This window comes from Stenotrophomonas sp. YJH_SMC_4 (assembly GCF_059371575.1).
Genome location: NZ_JCAFUR010000018.1, coordinates 22,236 through 38,437, shown reverse-complemented (window position 1 = coordinate 38,437; position 16,202 = coordinate 22,236). Strand labels below are relative to the sequence as shown.

At 66.6% G+C, this 16,202-nt stretch carries 16 protein-coding genes; 14 read left to right on the top strand and 2 right to left on the bottom strand.

Features of this window, described 5'->3' with window-relative positions:
* Window positions 1–30 precede the first annotated feature (30 nt).
* Window positions 31–405, bottom strand: a complete 375-nt coding sequence (locus tag AC5P9F_RS17600) for a hypothetical protein (protein WP_164225240.1) — start codon at window positions 403–405, stop codon at window positions 31–33.
* A gap of 572 nt (window positions 406–977) precedes the next feature.
* On the opposite strand from AC5P9F_RS17600, the gene AC5P9F_RS17595 reads away from it, so the two are divergent.
* Entirely contained in the window at window positions 978–1,307 is a 330-nt protein-coding gene (locus AC5P9F_RS17595) for a hypothetical protein (RefSeq protein WP_005416862.1), read from the top strand.
* Here the strand turns inward: AC5P9F_RS17595 and AC5P9F_RS17590 are convergent.
* A complete protein-coding gene (locus AC5P9F_RS17590; RefSeq protein ID WP_495232008.1) occupies window positions 1,301–1,705 on the bottom strand; it encodes a ribonucleotide reductase subunit alpha in 405 nt (134 codons plus the stop codon). The two genes, AC5P9F_RS17595 and AC5P9F_RS17590, sit on opposite strands and share 7 nt — an antisense overlap.
* Window positions 1,706–1,899: 194 nt before the next feature.
* Between AC5P9F_RS17590 and moaA the strand changes: the two genes are divergently transcribed.
* From moaA to AC5P9F_RS17525, 13 genes are all read left to right on the top strand, one after another.
* On the top strand, window positions 1,900–2,880 hold the full coding sequence (moaA, locus tag AC5P9F_RS17585; RefSeq protein WP_012480479.1) for a GTP 3',8-cyclase MoaA: 981 nt from the start codon (window positions 1,900–1,902) through the stop codon (window positions 2,878–2,880).
* Window positions 2,881–2,888: 8 nt separating this feature from the next.
* Window positions 2,889–3,884: a bifunctional molybdenum cofactor biosynthesis protein MoaC/MoaB gene (gene moaCB, locus AC5P9F_RS17580; RefSeq protein ID WP_164225241.1), complete on the top strand. Its 996-nt coding sequence runs from the start codon at window positions 2,889–2,891 to the stop codon at window positions 3,882–3,884.
* Window positions 3,884–5,137 (top strand): molybdopterin molybdotransferase MoeA, encoded by a 1,254-nt coding sequence (locus AC5P9F_RS17575; protein ID WP_164225242.1) that lies wholly within the window; start codon window positions 3,884–3,886, stop codon window positions 5,135–5,137. Before moaCB ends, AC5P9F_RS17575 begins: the two co-directional genes overlap by 1 nt.
* Window positions 5,137–5,397 carry a MoaD/ThiS family protein gene (locus AC5P9F_RS17570; RefSeq protein ID WP_134972884.1) on the top strand — a complete coding sequence of 87 codons (261 nt, stop codon included), beginning with the start codon at window positions 5,137–5,139 and terminating at the stop codon, window positions 5,395–5,397. Before AC5P9F_RS17575 ends, AC5P9F_RS17570 begins: the two co-directional genes overlap by 1 nt.
* Window positions 5,398–5,400: 3 nt before the next feature.
* A complete protein-coding gene (locus AC5P9F_RS17565) occupies window positions 5,401–5,901 on the top strand; it encodes a molybdenum cofactor biosynthesis protein MoaE (RefSeq protein ID WP_164225243.1) in 501 nt (166 codons plus the stop codon).
* A gap of 108 nt (window positions 5,902–6,009) precedes the next feature.
* Window positions 6,010–6,552 (top strand): molybdenum cofactor guanylyltransferase, encoded by a 543-nt coding sequence (mobA, locus tag AC5P9F_RS17560; RefSeq protein WP_012480474.1) that lies wholly within the window; start codon window positions 6,010–6,012, stop codon window positions 6,550–6,552.
* The gene (locus tag AC5P9F_RS17555) at window positions 6,549–6,914 is read left to right on the top strand and encodes a DUF7009 family protein (RefSeq protein ID WP_012480473.1); all 366 of its coding nucleotides are present in this window, start codon (window positions 6,549–6,551) and stop codon (window positions 6,912–6,914) included. The genes mobA and AC5P9F_RS17555 overlap by 4 nt, the downstream gene beginning before the upstream one ends.
* A gap of 145 nt (window positions 6,915–7,059) precedes the next feature.
* Window positions 7,060–8,478: a NarK family nitrate/nitrite MFS transporter gene (locus AC5P9F_RS17550; protein ID WP_012480472.1), complete on the top strand. Its 1,419-nt coding sequence runs from the start codon at window positions 7,060–7,062 to the stop codon at window positions 8,476–8,478.
* Window positions 8,479–8,550: 72 nt separating this feature from the next.
* Complete coding sequence (locus AC5P9F_RS17545; protein ID WP_012480471.1) at window positions 8,551–12,357, top strand: nitrate reductase subunit alpha; 3,807 nt, start codon at window positions 8,551–8,553, stop codon at window positions 12,355–12,357.
* On the top strand, window positions 12,357–13,901 hold the full coding sequence (narH, locus tag AC5P9F_RS17540) for a nitrate reductase subunit beta (protein ID WP_012480470.1): 1,545 nt from the start codon (window positions 12,357–12,359) through the stop codon (window positions 13,899–13,901). Before AC5P9F_RS17545 ends, narH begins: the two co-directional genes overlap by 1 nt.
* Window positions 13,901–14,581 (top strand): nitrate reductase molybdenum cofactor assembly chaperone, encoded by a 681-nt coding sequence (gene narJ, locus AC5P9F_RS17535; protein ID WP_049439032.1) that lies wholly within the window; start codon window positions 13,901–13,903, stop codon window positions 14,579–14,581. Before narH ends, narJ begins: the two co-directional genes overlap by 1 nt.
* Complete coding sequence (gene narI / locus AC5P9F_RS17530; RefSeq protein ID WP_012480468.1) at window positions 14,578–15,285, top strand: respiratory nitrate reductase subunit gamma; 708 nt, start codon at window positions 14,578–14,580, stop codon at window positions 15,283–15,285. The genes narJ and narI overlap by 4 nt, the downstream gene beginning before the upstream one ends.
* Window positions 15,286–15,288: 3 nt before the next feature.
* On the top strand, window positions 15,289–16,188 hold the full coding sequence (locus AC5P9F_RS17525) for a peptidylprolyl isomerase (protein ID WP_012480467.1): 900 nt from the start codon (window positions 15,289–15,291) through the stop codon (window positions 16,186–16,188).
* Window positions 16,189–16,202 lie beyond the last annotated feature (14 nt).

Sequence of the window (16,202 nt, the reverse complement as noted above, 5' to 3'; positions counted from 1 at the left end):
ATCCTCCCTGAAGGGCGTGGCACATGGCATTCACCCTTCGGGCTGCAACCGCCCCACCGCCTGCGCGCACAACGACTGGCAGGCCATGACCAACCCCTCCATCACCCGGTCGCCCACGTACTCTTCGGGTTCGACGTTCTGCCGGGTACGTTCGGCCGCCAGCAGCATTTCCAGCACCACCCGCAACCCGCTCAACGCGCAATCGGCATCGGCCAGGGCCAGGCAGCGCCCGGGCAGCTGATGCCGCTCCGGCCACGGCTGCCCATCAGCCGCCGCACCGGAGCCGATGCGGTGGAGATTGGCAATGAAGGTGTTCCTGTCCACTGTTGGCGCAGCCTGTGGCGAACCGTCGTCGCCGGCGGTGCTGCGGTAGGCGTGCAGATGCGGGAAGTCCGATTCGTTCATGGCAAGGCTCCGTGCAGGGCAATCGGTAGCCGCCACCCATAAAAGTGGCGGGCGGTACGTGGTTCGAATCCGGGTTGGTCCCAAGCCGGTGGGCGCGAACGCCCCCACGCACCGCCCGCCATAGCCGGCAGACGGATTGCCAGCCGGCGCCACGGAATGTGGACGCCGACTGGCAAGCGCAATCACTCAGGACCAACTCGGGATTCGAAGCCCGGCCACCCTTTTCCGGTGGCACGCCATCTGAGCCCGTGGCGCTGTGCAATGCCAATCAGAAGAGTTGCAAACATCACTCGATTGGAGACGCTTTCGGCATTCTCCCACGCTGTTAAGCACCGCCAGCGCTAGCTGGCGCGGCGGTCCGCCCGCACCGTGCAATCTGCGACAGGTGTCGCGTTTGGGGGGCGTTAGGGAACAAGGGGGGAGGGGCGATGACGACAGGCTCTGAAGGGAAGGGCCTGAGTCGAGCATGGCCCGCCTCTACAAGCGTCAAAGCGTGACGTGCGACTCGGGTTGACGTTCCCAGCCACCAAGCGCAGGCTTGTTCAGCACGTTTCCTAAACAGAAGGAGACTTATGACCGCGACCGCTTCGCTGCACCCCACCCCCGACACCCAGGGCCGTTCCCGCCTGTGGAGTGTGTTCTGGCTGCAGGGCGTCATTCCCAGCAACATTCTGTGGGCAGTGGCCCTCTGGGCCCTGGCCAACCAGCGCACCACGCTGCTGCTGGGGGTATTTGCCGTGCTGCTGCTTTATACCGGCTGGATCATCCCGGCGGTCTGGCGGGCGGCGCCCACCGCGCACAACCCCAACCTGGGTGTGGCGGCGCGCGGGTTGACCGTCGCCTGGGGGCTGAACACCGTGCTGGTGATCTTCTTCCTGACCCTGCAGCTGGTGGCTCAATAGAACTGAACGGGCTCGCCCCCACGGTCGAAGGCGGCGAAGCGGCCGATCTGACCGTCATGGATGGCGTTGACCATCAGCTTCAGCGGGCGCGCGGCTTCGTCGCTGTTGGGTGCGAAACCGCCTCTGCCATCCAGCGCCGCCACGAACACCAGGTCCCAGTCGATGCCGGTGGTGGTCGACTCGGCCGCCAGCGCCTGGAAGCTGGGCACCTCGGCCGGCAGCTTGTCCACGCACAGCACCGGCGACAGGGTGCCGCCCTCGCGGCGGTCCTGCCGGTCGCGCTGGTCGCTGGTGGGCGATTCGGGCAGCTCGGCGCGCACGAATACGAACAGCAGGCGTTGCGGTTCAGCCTGCTCGCCGGCGGCATGCAGCAGTTGCTGGAAATCGTTCATCATCATGAGGGTTGTCACACGCCCGCTGCACGGAAAGCCGCATGCTGCCACAACGCCTGCCGCGCGGGGCCGAACGCGATTGATTTAAGTCATGCCCATGGAACTGAAGGCCGCGTACTCTGGCAATCGTTCCAGCAGGCGAGGGTATCCGGGCCGTTCCGGGCACAGGCAAGACGGTGGAGCAACAAGGTGGACCAGCCATGAGCCAACTCACCGACGGTTTCGGACGCAGCTTTCCGTACCTGCGCCTGTCGTTGACCGAAGCCTGCAACTTCCGTTGCAGCTACTGCCTGCCCGACGGTTACCAGGCCGATGGCCGCCCGCGCTTCCTGCAGGTGGATGAAATCGCGAGGCTGGTGCGTGCGTTTGCCGCGCTGGGTATGAGCAAGATCCGCCTGACCGGCGGCGAGCCCAGCCTGCGCAAGGATCTGGACGAGATCATCGCCACCGTGGCGGCGGTGCCGGGCATCCGCAAGGTGGCCATCACCACCAATGGCACGTTGCTGCCGCGGCGCCTGCCGGGGTGGCACCGGGCCGGCCTGACTGCGCTGAACGTGAGCATGGACAGCCTGCAGCGCGAACGCTTCAAGACCATCACCGGGCACGACCGCCTGCCGGAGATCGAACAGGGCCTGGCCCTGGCGCAGGCGTTGGGCCTGCCGGCGATCAAGCTCAACGCGGTGCTGCTGCGTGGCCTGAACGATGACGAGTTGCCGCAGTGGATGGACTACCTGCGTGGCCGCCCCTTCAGCGTGCGCTTCATCGAACTGATGCGCACCGGCGACAACGAAGCCTATTTCCAGCGCCACCACCTGCGCGCCGACGTGGTGATCGAGCAGCTGCTGGCCGCTGGCTGGCACGAGCGTCCGCGCGCCGCCGACGCCGGCCCGGCGCGCGAGTTCGGCCACCCCGACCATCGCGGCAGCATCGGCATCATTGCCCCGTATTCGCGTGACTTCTGCAAGGGCTGCAACCGCCTGCGGGTGACCGCCAAGGGCGACTTGCGGCTGTGCCTGTTCGGCGAGTTCGGCGTACCGCTGCGCCCGCTGCTGCAGCGCGATGAGGACCACGACGCGCTGCTGGCACGCATCACCACACAGCTTGGCCTGAAAGCGGCCGGGCATGGACTGCACCAGGGCCAGACCGGGCTGACCCCGCACCTGGCCTCCATCGGAGGATGAGCAACACGATGAGTGGGGAATTGAATGCGGCCTTCCACATGGCCGATGTCCGTAACAAGCGCATCAGCCGCCGCCGTGCGGTGGCGGTGGGCGAGCTGCATGCCGGTCCAGTGGCCTATCCGCTGATCGTCGAGCGCCGCCTGCCCAAAGGCGATGCGCTGGTGATGGCCGAGATTGCCGGCCTGCAGGGCGCCAAGATGGCGTCGATGCTGATGCCGCTGTGCCATCCGCTGCCGCTGGAACTGGTGCAGGTGTTCTGCGCACCGGTGCCGGAGCGGCAGGCGATCCGCGTGTGGTGCGAGTGCGCCAGCGAGGCCCGCACCGGCGTGGAGATGGAGGCACTGGCCGGCGTCAACGCGGCGCTGCTGACCCTGTACGACCTGAGCAAGCCGGTGGAGCCGGCCCTGCGCATCGAGGGCATCCGCCTGCTGTTCAAGGAAGGCGGCAAGCGCGGGGTCTGGCTGCACCCGGATGGCATGGACGAGGCCGAGCGTGAGCGTTTCAACCCGCGTGCGCCAAAGGGGTTGGAGGGAGCGGCCTGCGCGGTGATCACGCTGAGTGATCGCGCCAGCGAAGGCACCTATGAGGATGTCTCCGGCCCGACCCTGGTGACCGGGCTGAAAAAGCTGGGTGGCGAGGTGGTGGCCGCCGAGGTACTGCCCGATGGCATCGAGCCGTTGGCCGGCCGCCTACGGGCCCTGGCGGCCGACGGCGTGCGCCTGTGCCTGTGTACCGGCGGTACCGGGCTCGGCCCGCGTGACCTGACCCCGGAGGCACTGCGTTCGTTGAACGCGCGGCCGGTGCATGGCCTGGCGCAGATGGTGCGGGCGCTGAGCGCGCAGCACACGCCGATGGCCTGGCTGAGCCGCGCCGAGGTGGTGCAGCTGGGCAACATGCTGGTGTTTGCATTGCCTGGCAGCCCAAAGGCGGCGGCGCAGTGCCTGGATATCCTGGCGCCGGTGCTGGGCCATGCGCTGGCGATGGTCGATGGCGGTGGCCACTGATGATTGCCTACAGCGAGGCCTTGCAGCACCTGCTGGATGCGGCCACGCCGCTGCCGGCCGAGCATCTGCCGCTGCATGAGGCCAGCGGCCGCACCCTGGCCAGTGACATCATCAGTGGGCAGTCGCTGCCGCCGTTCGACAATTCGGCAATGGACGGCTTCGCGCTGCGCGCCAACGGCGCGACGTTCGAAGCCGGTACCGAATTTGCCGTGCAGGGTTGGCAAGCGGCCGGCGATGCTGGCGCCGAAGGCGGCGAGGGTGCCTGGGAAATCATGACCGGTGCGCGCATGCCGGTCGGGCTGGATACGGTGGTACCGGTCGAGAACGTGGAGATCCTCGCCAGCGAGGATGGCCGCCCGACCCGCATTGCCCTGAAGGCATTGGTGAAGCCGGGCCAGAACGTGCGCCTGCGCGGCGAGGATGTAAGCGACGGCGAGCGCGTGCTGCAGGCCGGGCAGGTGCTGGACATCAACGCGCGCACCCTGCTGCATGCGATCGGCGCGGGCGAGGTGGCGGTGGTGGCGCGGCCAAAGGCGGCGGTGATTGCTACCGGCAAGGAGCTGGTGACCGAGGCGGCGCAGACGCTGGCATCCGGGCAGATCCGAGACAGCAACCGGCCGTATCTGGTCGGCCGCCTGCAGGCCGCCGGTGCCGAAGTGGTCTGGCAGGGCACGGTGGGCGACGACGTGGCCGCGTTCAACGCGGTCCTGGATGAAGCGCTGGACGCGGGTGCGCAGCTGTTGATCAGCACCGGCGCGGTGTCGGCCGGCCGCTACGACTTCGTTCCCGACGCGCTGCGCGGCCGCGGTGCGCGCATCGTGTTCCACAAGGTGGCGATCCGCCCGGGCAAGCCGTTGCTGTTTGCGGTGCTGCCCAATGGCGCGCTGTATTTCGGCCTGGCCGGCAACCCGGTGTCGGCTGCGGTGGGCCAGCGCTTCTTCGTCGAACCGGTGCTGCGCCGCCTGCTGGGGCTGGCACCGGAGCCGGTGTTGACATTGCCCCTGCAGGCCGACGTGCGCACGCCGCCCGGCCTGCGCTTCCACGCGCGGGCGCGGGTGGAGGTGGACGCACAGGGGCGCCTGAGTGCGCGCGTGCTGGCCGGGCAGGAGTCGTTCCGTTTGATGTCCATGCTGCAGGCCAACGCCTGGGTGGTGCTGGAAGGCGAGGGAGGTCTGGCCAGTGCTGGCACCTACGTGCGCGTGCAGGGCTGGGGTCATCAGGACCCGGTGCAGCTGGCGAGCCAGGAGTCATGATGAGACAGGTGAATCTGCAGTTGTTCGGCGCGTTCTCCGATCTGGATGCCAGCCGCGAGATTGCCGTGGAGGTGGCCGGTGGCACCGTGGCCGACCTGCGCCAGGCGCTGCGTGAGCTGCTGCCGACGCGTTGGCCGGATTTCCGTGCGGGCCTGCTGGACTATTCGGCGTTCGCCGACCAGCAACGCGTGCTGCGCGACCACGAGGCACTGCCCGACGATGGGCGGGTGGCGATCCTGCCGCCGGTAAGCGGGGGTTGAACCATGAGCGGGAACGTCATCGTCAAAGTGGTGGACCGTGCACATGCCGAAATCGATCCGGCCGAGGGCATCGCCGCGGTATCCGATCCGGGGTTTGGCGGCATCGATGTGTTCATCGGCAAGGTGCGCGATGTGAACATCGGCCGCGCAGTGACCGGCATCACCTACGACCTGTTCGAGCCGCTGGTGCTGAACGAGTTCAAGCGCCTGGCCGCCGAGGTCGAGGCGGCGTTCGGTCCGAAGCTGAAGCTGTATGTGGCCCACGCCAAGGGCCGGTTGGGCATCGGCGATGTGGCGGTGGTGGTGGCCGCGGGCAGCCCGCACCGCGACGAAGCGTTCCGCGCGTGCCGGCAGTTGATCGAGGTGGTCAAGCACCAGTGCCCGATCTGGAAGCAGGAGCACTACGTGGATGGCGACAGCGAATGGAGCGAGGGTTGCAGCCTGTGCCATGCGGACAGCGAACCCGCCCATGCCCATGATCATGCGCACGACCACGGGCATTGACCCCACCCTTCAGGGCGGCGCGGGGTTCAGTAGATCCACGCCATGCGTGGATGAGGCCTTTCCCGAGCACCCGGCCGGCGCAGCCACGCATGGCGTGGCTCTACGGCGATGAGCGTCAACGGCATCGTGCTGGCCGGCGGCCTGTCCACCCGGATGGGCCGCGACAAGGCGCTGCTGCCGTGGCAGGGGCGGACCTTGCTGGAACACATGCGGGGCCTGTTGATGCAGGCTGGCGCACGCGAGGTCTGGGTCAGCGGAAATTACCCGGCGTTCGGCGGCGTGCCGGACCGCGTGGCACGTTGCGGGCCGCTGGGCGGGCTCTACAGCGTGGCGATGCGCATGCCCGATGGCCCGGCCTGGGTGGTGCCGGTGGATACGCCGCTGCTGCCGCCGCGATTGCTGCAGCAATTGCGTGACGGCCATCGCGGTCCATGCACGATCTTTGCCGGCCATCCCCTGCCCATGCTGGTGGATATAGACGATGCTTGTCGCAACGTACTTGAATCGATGCTGGGCGACCCGGACGGTCCGCGCTCGCTGCAGGCCCTGCAGCGTCGTCTTGGCGTGAATTCCGTGGCGCTGGCGCCGGTTGACGAGGCCGGGCTGGTCAACTGCAATACCCCCGAACAATGGGAGGATGTTGCGTCATGAAAGTGCAGTTGCAGGACCAATCGGTACGGCTTCGCCTGGACGAGGCCGAGCTGGCGCGCCTGCTGGCCGGTGAAACGGTCGAGAACATGACCCGCTTCGGCGGTATCGAAGGCTGGGGCATGGCGGTGTCGCTGCATGGCGGCGATCAACCGGTACTGCTCGACGGAGGCACCTTCTGCCGCCTGGTACTGCCGCGCTCGGCCGTCGAGGCCTTGGCGGCGCGGCTGCCGTGCCGCGATGGCCTGCCATTCGACATTGCCCTGGAAGATGGAAGCCAGCTTCAGCTGCAGTTCGATGTGGACGTGCGCGACAGCGTGCGCCAGCGCGGGGTGACCCGCCGCAGCACCGCTTCATCGGTTTGACATTTGTCAGGGGCAGGGTGGAAACCGGCCCTTGATTGATCCAGATCAACCCCGTCGTCCGTGCTGCACGGCCTAATGGCTGCATGACGACGGGTTACAACTTGAAACGCAGTACCCACGTCATTCCACAGCCTTGGAGCCATGTATGACCGTCGGTAGCGATCCTGTTGTCCGCAGCACTGCCAGTCCCGGTCGCGTCATCAGCGACTGGACGCCGGAGGATCCCGGCTATTGGGAGCGCACCGGCAAGCGGGTCGCCACCCGCAACCTGGTCATCTCGATCCCTTCGCTGCTGCTGGCCTTCTCGGTCTGGGTGCTGTTCTCGGCGGTGTCGATCAGCCTGCCGAAGATCGGCTTCAACTTCAGCACCGACCAGCTGTTCTGGCTGGTGGCACTGCCCAGCCTGTCCGGCGCGACCCTGCGCATCTTCTATTCGTTCGTGATCCCGATCTTCGGCGGCCGCCGCTGGACCGCGCTGTCCACCGCGTCGCTGCTGGCGCCGACGCTCTGGCTCGGCTTTGCGGTGCAGAACCCGGCCACGCCGTACTGGGTGTTCGTGGCCATCGCGATCCTGTGTGGTTTCGGCGGCGCGAACTTCTCGTCGTCGATGTCCAACATCTCCTTCTTCTACCCCAAGCAGAAGCAGGGCCTGGCGCTGGGCCTGAACGCCGGCCTGGGCAATGTGGGCGTGTCGGTGGCGCAGGCGGTGATTCCGCTGGTCATCACCGTGGGCGTATTCGGTGCGCTGGGTGGTGCACCGCAGCCCGCGGTGGAGGGTGGGGCACCGCTGTTCCTGCAGAACGCCGGTTTCATCTGGGTGCCGGCCATCGCGCTGTGCGCCATCGCGGCCTGGTTCGGCATGAACGACCTGACCAGCGCCCGCTCGTCGTTCTCCGAGCAGGCGGTGATCTTCCGCCGCAAGCACAACTGGCTGATGTGCTGGCTGTACATCGGCACCTTCGGTTCCTACATCGGTTTCTCGGCCGGCTTCCCGATGCTGGTGAAGAGCCAGTTCCCGGACGTGAACCCGCTGGCCTACGCCTTCATCGGCCCGCTGCTGGGCGCGCTGATGCGCTCGGTGGGTGGCAGCATGGCCGACCGCTGGGGTGGTGCACGCCTGACCTTCTGGGTGTTCGCGCTGATGATCGCGGCAGTGTTCGGCGTGCTGCACTTCCTGCCCAGCGATGGCCAGGGCGGCAACTTCTACGGCTTCCTGCTCAGCTTCATGGCGCTGTTCGTGCTCAGTGGCATCGGCAACGGCACCACCTTCCGCATGATCCCGGTGATTTTCCGCACCCTGCATGAGCGCTGGTCGGCCAACGACAACGCCGAGGGCAAGGCCACGGCCGCACACCAGGCCAGCATCGAGTCGGCCGCAGTGGTCGGTTTCTCCGGTGCGATCGGTGCCTACGGCGGTTTCTTCATTCCCAAGAGCTACGGCTCGTCCATTACGTTGACCGGCAGCCCCGACATGGCGCTGTACGGATTCGTTGTTTTCTATGTCACCTGCCTGGCCGTGACCTGGTGGTGGTACTACCGGCGCGGTGCCGAGACACCCTGCTGACGACATGAAAACGCACCGCAGCCAGATGACACACACAGCCACGATGCCGATGTCCGCAAAGGGAGATCCCCGATGAGTTATTTCCTCGATCGCTTGCAGTTCTTCAAGCGTGACCCCCAGACCTTTGCCGATGGCCATGGTTTTGCCAAGAGCGAGGGCCGCGACTGGGAAAACAGTTACCGCGCCCGCTGGCAGTACGACAAGATCGTACGATCCACCCACGGCGTGAACTGCACCGGCTCCTGCAGCTGGAAGATCTACGTCAAGAACGGCCTGGTCACCTGGGAAACCCAGCAGACCGACTACCCGCGCACACGCCCGGACCTGCCCAACCATGAACCGCGTGGCTGCCCGCGTGGCGCCAGCTATTCCTGGTACCTGTACAGCGCCAACCGGCTGAAGTACCCGCTGATCCGCGGCACGCTGCTGCGCCTGTGGCGCGAAGCACGCAAGAGCAAGGCCCCGGTCGATGCCTGGGCCAGCATCGTGGAGGACAAGGAGAAGGCGCGTTCGTACAAGACCCGCCGCGGCATGGGTGGCTTCGTGCGCCTGCAGTGGGAAGAGGCCAACGAGATCATCGCCGCCTCCAACCTGTATACGGTGAAGCAGTACGGCCCGGACCGCGTGGTCGGGTTCTCGCCGATTCCGGCGATGTCGATGGTGTCCTACGCCGCCGGTGCGCGATATTTGTCGCTGCTGGGTGGCGCCTGCCTGTCCTTCTACGACTGGTACTGCGACCTGCCGCCGGCCTCGCCGCAGATCTGGGGCGAGCAGACCGACGTGCCCGAATCGGCCGACTGGTACAACAGTCGCTACATCATCGCCTGGGGCTCGAACGTGCCGCAGACGCGTACGCCCGATGCACATTTCTTCACCGAGGCGCGCTACAACGGCACCAAGACGGTGGCGATCTGCCCGGACTATTCCGAGCTGGCCAAGCTGACCGACCACTGGCTGCACCCCAAGCAGGGCACCGACGCGGCGCTGGCCTTTGCCTTCGGCCATGTGATCCTGCGCGAGTTCCATGTTGATTGGCCCTCGCAGTATTTCCAGGACTACTGCCGCCAGTACTCGGACATGCCGATGCTGGTGCGTCTGGAGCGTCGCGACGATGGCCGCCTGGTGGCGGGCCGCTTCCTGCGTGCCAGTGAGCTGGGCGGGCTGGGTGAAGCCAACAACCCGGACTGGAAGACCCTGGCCTACGACGAGAACAGCGGCCAGATCGTGGTGCCCAACGGCTCGATCGGTTTCCGCTGGGGCGAGAAGGGTCGTTGGAACATCGAAGAGAAGGCCAGCAATGGCGCCGATACGCGCCTGCGCCTGAGCTTGTCCGAGGCCAACGACGGCATCGAGGCAGTGAGCTTCCCGTACTTCGGTGGCATTGAAAGCGATGGCTGGACCGCTGCACCGGCCGAAGAAGTACTGGACCGCAACATTCCGGTGCGCCGACTGGCCACGGCCGATGGCGGCGAGACGCTGGTGGCCACGGTCTACGACCTGCTGCTGGCCCAGTACGGCGTGGACCGTGGCTTTGGCGGCGGCAACGTGGCATCGAGCTTCGATGACATGGTGCCGGGCACGCCGGCGTGGCAGGAACGCATCACCGGCGTGTCGCGCGCCGAGGTGATCGAGATCGCCCGCGAGTTCGCGCGTACCGCCGACAAGACCCACGGCCGATCGATGATCATCGTCGGCGCGGGCATGAACCACTGGTTCCACAACGACATGAACTACCGCGGCCTGATCAACATGCTGATCATGTGCGGCTGCGTGGGCCAGACCGGTGGCGGCTGGGCGCATTACGTGGGCCAGGAAAAGCTGCGCCCGCAGACCGGCTGGCAGCCGCTCGCATTCGGCCTGGACTGGAGCAAGCCGCCGCGCCACATGAACGGCACTTCGTTCTTCTACTTCAACACCGGGCAGTGGCGCTACGAGAAGCTGCAGGTGGACGAGCTGCTGTCGCCGCTGGCCGATGCGAGCAAGTACGGCGGCAGCCTGGCCGACCTGAACCTGCGCGCGGTGCGCATGGGCTGGCTGCCGAGCACCCCGCAGCTGGACCGCAACCCGCTGCAGCTGGTACGCGAGGCCGAAGCGGCCGGCGTGGCCCCGGCGGACTATGCGCTGGGCAAGTTCAAGGACGGCTCGCTGGACTTCGCCTTCGCCGACCCGGACGCCAGCCAGAACCACCCGCGCATGATGTTCATCTGGCGCTCGAACCTGCTGGGTTCCTCGGGCAAGGGCCACGAGTACATGCTGCGGCACCTGCTGGGTACGCGCCACGGGCTGCAGGGCAAGGACCTGGGCGAAATGGGCGCAGTGAAGCCGCAGGAGGTGAAGTGGCGCGACGAGGCGCCGGAAGGCAAGCTGGACCTGCTGGTCACGCTCGACTTCCGCATGTGCACCACCGCGCTGTACTCGGACATCGTGCTGCCGACGGCAACCTGGTACGAGAAGGACGACCTCAACACCTCGGACATGCACCCGTTCATCCACCCGCTGTCGAAGGCGGTGGACCCGGCCTGGGAATCGCGCAGTGACTGGGACATCTTCAAGGAGGTGGCCCGCACCGTGAGCGAGATGGCGCCGGGCGTGCTGGGTGTGGAGAAGGACCTGGTGCTGGTGCCGACCCTGCACGACACCCCCAACGAGCTGGGCATGCCGTTCGGCGTAGCCGACTGGAAGAAGGGCGAGTGCGAGGCCATTCCGGGCCAGACCATGCCGTCGATGACGGTGGTTGAGCGTGACTACCCGAACCTGTACCGCAAGTTCACCTCGCTCGGCCCACTGCTGGACAAGCAGGGCAATGGCGGCAAGGGCATGAGCTGGGACACGAAGCACGAGGTCGAGTTCCTCGGCAAGTTGAACCACACCGTGCACGAAGAAGGCGTAAGCCAGGGGCGCCCGGCCATCTCGACCGCGATCGACGCGGCCGAAGTGATCCTGCACCTGGCGCCGGAAACCAACGGCCACGTGGCGGTGAAGGCCTGGGAATCGCTGGGCACCTTCACCGGCCGCGAGCACACCCACCTGGCCGTGGGCAAGGAGCACGAGGCGATCCGCTTCCGTGACATCCAGGCACAGCCGCGCAAGATCATTTCCTCGCCGATCTGGTCGGGCCTGGAAGACGACAACGTCAGCTACAACGCCGGCTATACCAACGTGCACGAGCTGATTCCGTGGCGCACGGTGACCGGTCGCCAGCAGTTCTACCAGGACCACGAGTGGATGATCGACTTTGGCGAGGCCTTCATGAGCTACCGGCCGCCGGTCAACACGCGCACGGTGGAGCCGCTGCTGAACCAGCGCCCGAACGGCAACAAGGAGATCGTGCTGAACTGGATCACCCCGCACCAGAAGTGGGGCATCCACAGCACCTACAGCGACAACCTGATCATGCAGACACTGTCGCGCGGTGGCCCGATCGTGTGGATCAGCGAGGACGACGCGCGCAGCGCCGGCATCGTCGACAACGACTGGATCGAGCTGTTCAACGTCAACGGTGCGATTGCTGCGCGCGCGGTGGTCAGCCAGCGCGTGATGCCGGGCATGGCGATGATGTACCACGCCCAGGAACGCATCATCAACGTGCCGGGCTCGGAGATTTCCGGCACCCGCGGCGGCATCCACAACTCGGTGACCCGCATCGTGCTCAAGCCGACCCACATGATCGGCGGCTACGCGCAGCTGGCCTATGGCTTCAACTACTACGGCACCTGCGGTACCAACCGCGACGAGTTCGTGATCGTACGCAAGATGGACAAGATTGATTGGTTGGACGATGAACAAGGAAGTTCGAGTGTCGCGGGCGCAGGACGCGCAGGAGCGACCGATGAGCAGCCCGCTGGTGCTTCGGCATCGGCCAGCAAGGAGGTGGTGTGATGAAGGTCCGTGCACAGATCGCGATGGTGCTGAACCTGGACAAGTGCATCGGCTGCCATACCTGCTCGATCACCTGCAAGAACGTCTGGACTTCGCGCGAGGGCGTCGAGTACGCCTGGTTCAACAACGTGGAAACCAAGCCGGGCATCGGCTACCCGAAGGAATGGGAAAACCAGGAGAAGTGGAACGGTGGCTGGGTGCGCACCGGCAGCGGCAAGCTGGTGCCACGCGCGGGTGGCCGCTGGCGCATGCTGGCCAAGATCTTCGCCAACCCGGACCTGCCGCAGATCGACGACTACTACGAGCCGTTCGATTTCGACTACCAGAACCTGCACACCGCCAAGGACAGCCAGCACCAGCCCACCGCGCGGCCGCGTTCGCTGATCAGTGGCGAGCGCATGCAGAAGATCGAGTGGGGCCCGAACTGGGAGGAGATCCTCGGTTCGGAGTTCAGCAAGCGATCGCGCGACTACAATTTCGACCAGGTGCAGAAGGAGATCTACGGCGCCTTCGAGAAGACTTTCATGATGTACCTGCCGCGCCTGTGCGAGCACTGCCTGAACCCGGCGTGCGTGTCGGCGTGCCCCTCGGGCGCGATCTACAAGCGCGAGGAAGATGGCATCGTGCTGATCGACCAGGACAAGTGCCGCGGCTGGCGCATGTGCGTGTCGGCCTGCCCGTACAAGAAGATCTACTACAACTGGAAGAGCGGCAAGTCGGAGAAGTGCATCTTCTGCTACCCGCGCATCGAGATGGGTGAGCCGACCGTGTGCTCGGAAACCTGCGTGGGCCGCATCCGCTACCTGGGCGTGATGCTGTACGACGCCGACCGCATCGCCGAGGCCGCTTCGGTGGCCGCCGAGAAGGACCTGTACCAGGCCCACCTGGATATCTTCCTGGACCCGAACGATCCGGCGGTGATCGCCGCCGCGCGCAAGGAGGGCATCCCGGACAGCTGGCTGGAGTCTGCCAAGCAGTCGCCGGTGTACAAGCTGGCGATCGACTGGAAGCTGGCGCTGCCGCTGCACCCGGAATACCGCACGCTGCCGATGGTCTGGTACGTGCCGCCGCTGTCGCCGATCCAGTCTGCCGCCGAGCGTGGCCGCGTGGGCATGAGCGGGGAACTGCCGGACGTGGCGTCGCTGCGCATTCCGATGCGCTACCTGGCCAACCTGCTGACGGCCGGTGACGAGGCGCCGGTGGTACGCGCGCTGGAGCGGCTGATGGCGATGCGTGCCTGGCGCCGGGCCAGGAACGTGGACGGCGTGGAAGACACCTCGGTGCTGGAACAGACCGGGCTGAGCATCGCCCAGGTGGAGGAGATGTACCGCTACCTGGCCATCGCCAACTACGAGGACCGTTTCGTGATTCCGACCGGCCACCGCGAGTACGCCAACGACGCCTTCGGCGAGCGCGGCGGCTGCGGCTTCACCTTCGGCAACGGCTGCAATGGTGACAGCCCGGCCGACCTGTTCGGCCAGCGCAAGACCACCACCTTCGTGGTGGACAAGGGCCCGAACCACCGCCGCAAGGAGGTGGTGTGATGAGCGTGCTCAAGCTGGTCGGGGTATTGCTGGACTACCCCCGCGAAGAACTGTGGGAGCACGGCGAGGAACTGCTCGCCGCCTGTGACGACCCGGCGCTGAACGCCGCCCGCCGCCAGCAGCTGCGCAGCTTCGTGCAGCAGCTGCTGGCCACCGATGCGCTGGATGCGCAGGCGGCGTGGCTGGCCAGTTTCGACCGCGGCCGTTCGATGAGCCTGCTGCTGTTCGAACACATCCATGGCGAGTCGCGGGACCGTGGCCAGGCCATGGTCGATCTGGTCGAAACCTACCGCCGCAACGGCTTCGAACTGGATGCACGCGAGCTGCCGGATTACCTGCCGCTGCTGCTGGAGTTCCTGGCCCATCGCCCAGGCAGCGAGGCCCGCGAGTGGCTGCACCACATCGGCCATATCGCCGGGATGCTGGCGGCGCGTGCCGCCGAGCGGGAGCTGCCGCACCGGGTGCTGTTCGAGATCCTGGTCGAAGCCGGTGACGGCAAGGCCGATCTGCAGGCGCTGCGCCAGCGTGCCAGCGAGGAAGTCCGCGACGATACCGCCGAGGCCATGGACCGTTTGTGGGAGGAGGAGGCGGTGCGCTTCGGCGCCGAAGCTCCTGCCGAAGACTGCAAGCCGCCCGTGCGTTCGCCGGCCCGTCCTTCGCATCGAGAGGTCCAGCCATGAGTTACTCCCTGCATCAATTCGCCTTCCAGTACTACCCGTACATCGCCGTGGCGGTGCTGCTGATCGGCAGCTGGGCCCGCTATGACAGGGCCATGTATACCTGGCGCACCGGCTCCAGCCAGATGCTGTCGGACAAGGGCATGCGGATCGGCAGCAACTGCTTCCACATCGGCATCCTGGCCATCCTCGGTGGCCACCTGGTCGGCCTGCTGACCCCGCACGCGGTGTACGAGCACTTCATCACCTCCTCGCAGAAGCAGATGCTGGCGATGGTGGTCGGTGGTGTGTTCGGCGCACTGTGCTTCATCGGCATCAGCATCCTGCTGGTGCGCCGCCTGTTCAACGCGCGCGTGCGGGCCACCGGCAGCTTCGGTGACACCCTGGTGCTGGTGTTGCTGTTCGCCCAGCTGTGCCTGGGCCTGTACAGCATCCGCATCTCGTCCGGCCACCTGGACGGCGGGGTGATGGTGCAGCTGGCCGAGTGGGCACAGCACATCGTGACCTTCCGTGCCGGTGCCGCCGACTACATCGAGGGCGTCAGCTGGGTCTACAAGATGCATATCTTCCTGGGCCTGACCCTGTTCCTGATCGCGCCGTTCACGCGCCTGGTGCACGTGTGGAGCATTCCGATCAGCTACCTGTGGAGGCCGTACCAGGTGGTGCGCCGCCGCCAGGCCACGCTGCGCTACGGTCCGCGGGAGTAAGTCATGGGCAGCCTGCCGAAATTCCTGCCGATCACCGTGATCGACTCCGCTGCGCCGGTTCCCGCCGAGGCGCATTCGCACCACCATGACGCGGCAGCGCAGGGGCCGCGCTCGCTCGGGCAGCCGGCACCGTGCCGGCTGTTCGTGGACGAGACCGCGATCAGCGAGGCCGACATCGCCCGCGAGATGCAGCACCACCGGGCGATGCGCCCGGAGCAGTCTCGTGCCGAAGCGGCACGTGCACTGGTGGTGCGCGAGCTGCTGCGCCTGGAAGCGCAGCGGCTTGGGCTGCAGGCGCCGGAGGGCAACCGAGTAAGCGACGAGGAAGTGCTGATCCAACAGCTGCTGGAAGATGCGATCAAAGACCGCGTACCGAGTGATGAAGACTGCCGCCGGTACTTCGAGCAGAACCCGGAGCGCTTCCGCTCCCCCGACCGCGTGCGTCTGCGCCATATCCTGCTGGCCGCGCCGGCCGACGACGTGGCTGGGCGCTTCGCCGCACGTACCGAGGGCGAGCGGCTGGTCGGGCTGCTGAAAGAGTCGCCGCACCTGTTCGCCGATTTCGCCCTGCGCCATTCGCGTTGCCCATCCAGCAGCGAGGGCGGCGACCTGGGCTGGCTGCAGCGTGGGCAGACCACGCCGGAGTTCGACCGCCAGGTGTTCCGCCTGCGCGAGGGCCTGGCCGGTTTCCCGGTGGAATCGCGCTGGGGCTACCACGTGGTCTGCGTCGATGCACGCGAGGAAGGCCAGCCGCAGCCGTTCGAGGCGGTGCTGCCGCAGCTGCGTGACTACCTGGAGCTGCAGGTACGCCAGCGTGAAGTGCAGGCCTACCTGCTGCAGCTGCAGGAACGCTACCCGGTGCGCGGGCTGGATGAGATCGAAGCCGAAGCGGATATCGGCTGAACCCCCTTGAACGA

What these genes read in the sequence shown, in the direction of transcription:
- AC5P9F_RS17600 (WP_164225240.1), bottom strand. Translation starts at nt 405, where the DNA reads ATGAACGAATCGGACTTCCCGCATCTGCACGCCTACCGCAGCACCGCC.
- AC5P9F_RS17595 (WP_005416862.1), top strand. Translation starts at nt 978, where the DNA reads ATGACCGCGACCGCTTCGCTGCACCCCACCCCCGACACCCAGGGCCGT.
- AC5P9F_RS17590 (WP_495232008.1), bottom strand. Translation starts at nt 1,705, where the DNA reads ATGATGATGAACGATTTCCAGCAACTGCTGCATGCCGCCGGCGAGCAG.
- moaA (WP_012480479.1), top strand. Translation starts at nt 1,900, where the DNA reads ATGAGCCAACTCACCGACGGTTTCGGACGCAGCTTTCCGTACCTGCGC.
- moaCB (WP_164225241.1), top strand. Translation starts at nt 2,889, where the DNA reads ATGAGTGGGGAATTGAATGCGGCCTTCCACATGGCCGATGTCCGTAAC.
- AC5P9F_RS17575 (WP_164225242.1), top strand. Translation starts at nt 3,884, where the DNA reads ATGATTGCCTACAGCGAGGCCTTGCAGCACCTGCTGGATGCGGCCACG.
- AC5P9F_RS17570 (WP_134972884.1), top strand. Translation starts at nt 5,137, where the DNA reads ATGAGACAGGTGAATCTGCAGTTGTTCGGCGCGTTCTCCGATCTGGAT.
- AC5P9F_RS17565 (WP_164225243.1), top strand. Translation starts at nt 5,401, where the DNA reads ATGAGCGGGAACGTCATCGTCAAAGTGGTGGACCGTGCACATGCCGAA.
- mobA (WP_012480474.1), top strand. Translation starts at nt 6,010, where the DNA reads ATGAGCGTCAACGGCATCGTGCTGGCCGGCGGCCTGTCCACCCGGATG.
- AC5P9F_RS17555 (WP_012480473.1), top strand. Translation starts at nt 6,549, where the DNA reads ATGAAAGTGCAGTTGCAGGACCAATCGGTACGGCTTCGCCTGGACGAG.
- AC5P9F_RS17550 (WP_012480472.1), top strand. Translation starts at nt 7,060, where the DNA reads ATGACCGTCGGTAGCGATCCTGTTGTCCGCAGCACTGCCAGTCCCGGT.
- AC5P9F_RS17545 (WP_012480471.1), top strand. Translation starts at nt 8,551, where the DNA reads ATGAGTTATTTCCTCGATCGCTTGCAGTTCTTCAAGCGTGACCCCCAG.
- narH (WP_012480470.1), top strand. Translation starts at nt 12,357, where the DNA reads ATGAAGGTCCGTGCACAGATCGCGATGGTGCTGAACCTGGACAAGTGC.
- narJ (WP_049439032.1), top strand. Translation starts at nt 13,901, where the DNA reads ATGAGCGTGCTCAAGCTGGTCGGGGTATTGCTGGACTACCCCCGCGAA.
- narI (WP_012480468.1), top strand. Translation starts at nt 14,578, where the DNA reads ATGAGTTACTCCCTGCATCAATTCGCCTTCCAGTACTACCCGTACATC.
- AC5P9F_RS17525 (WP_012480467.1), top strand. Translation starts at nt 15,289, where the DNA reads ATGGGCAGCCTGCCGAAATTCCTGCCGATCACCGTGATCGACTCCGCT.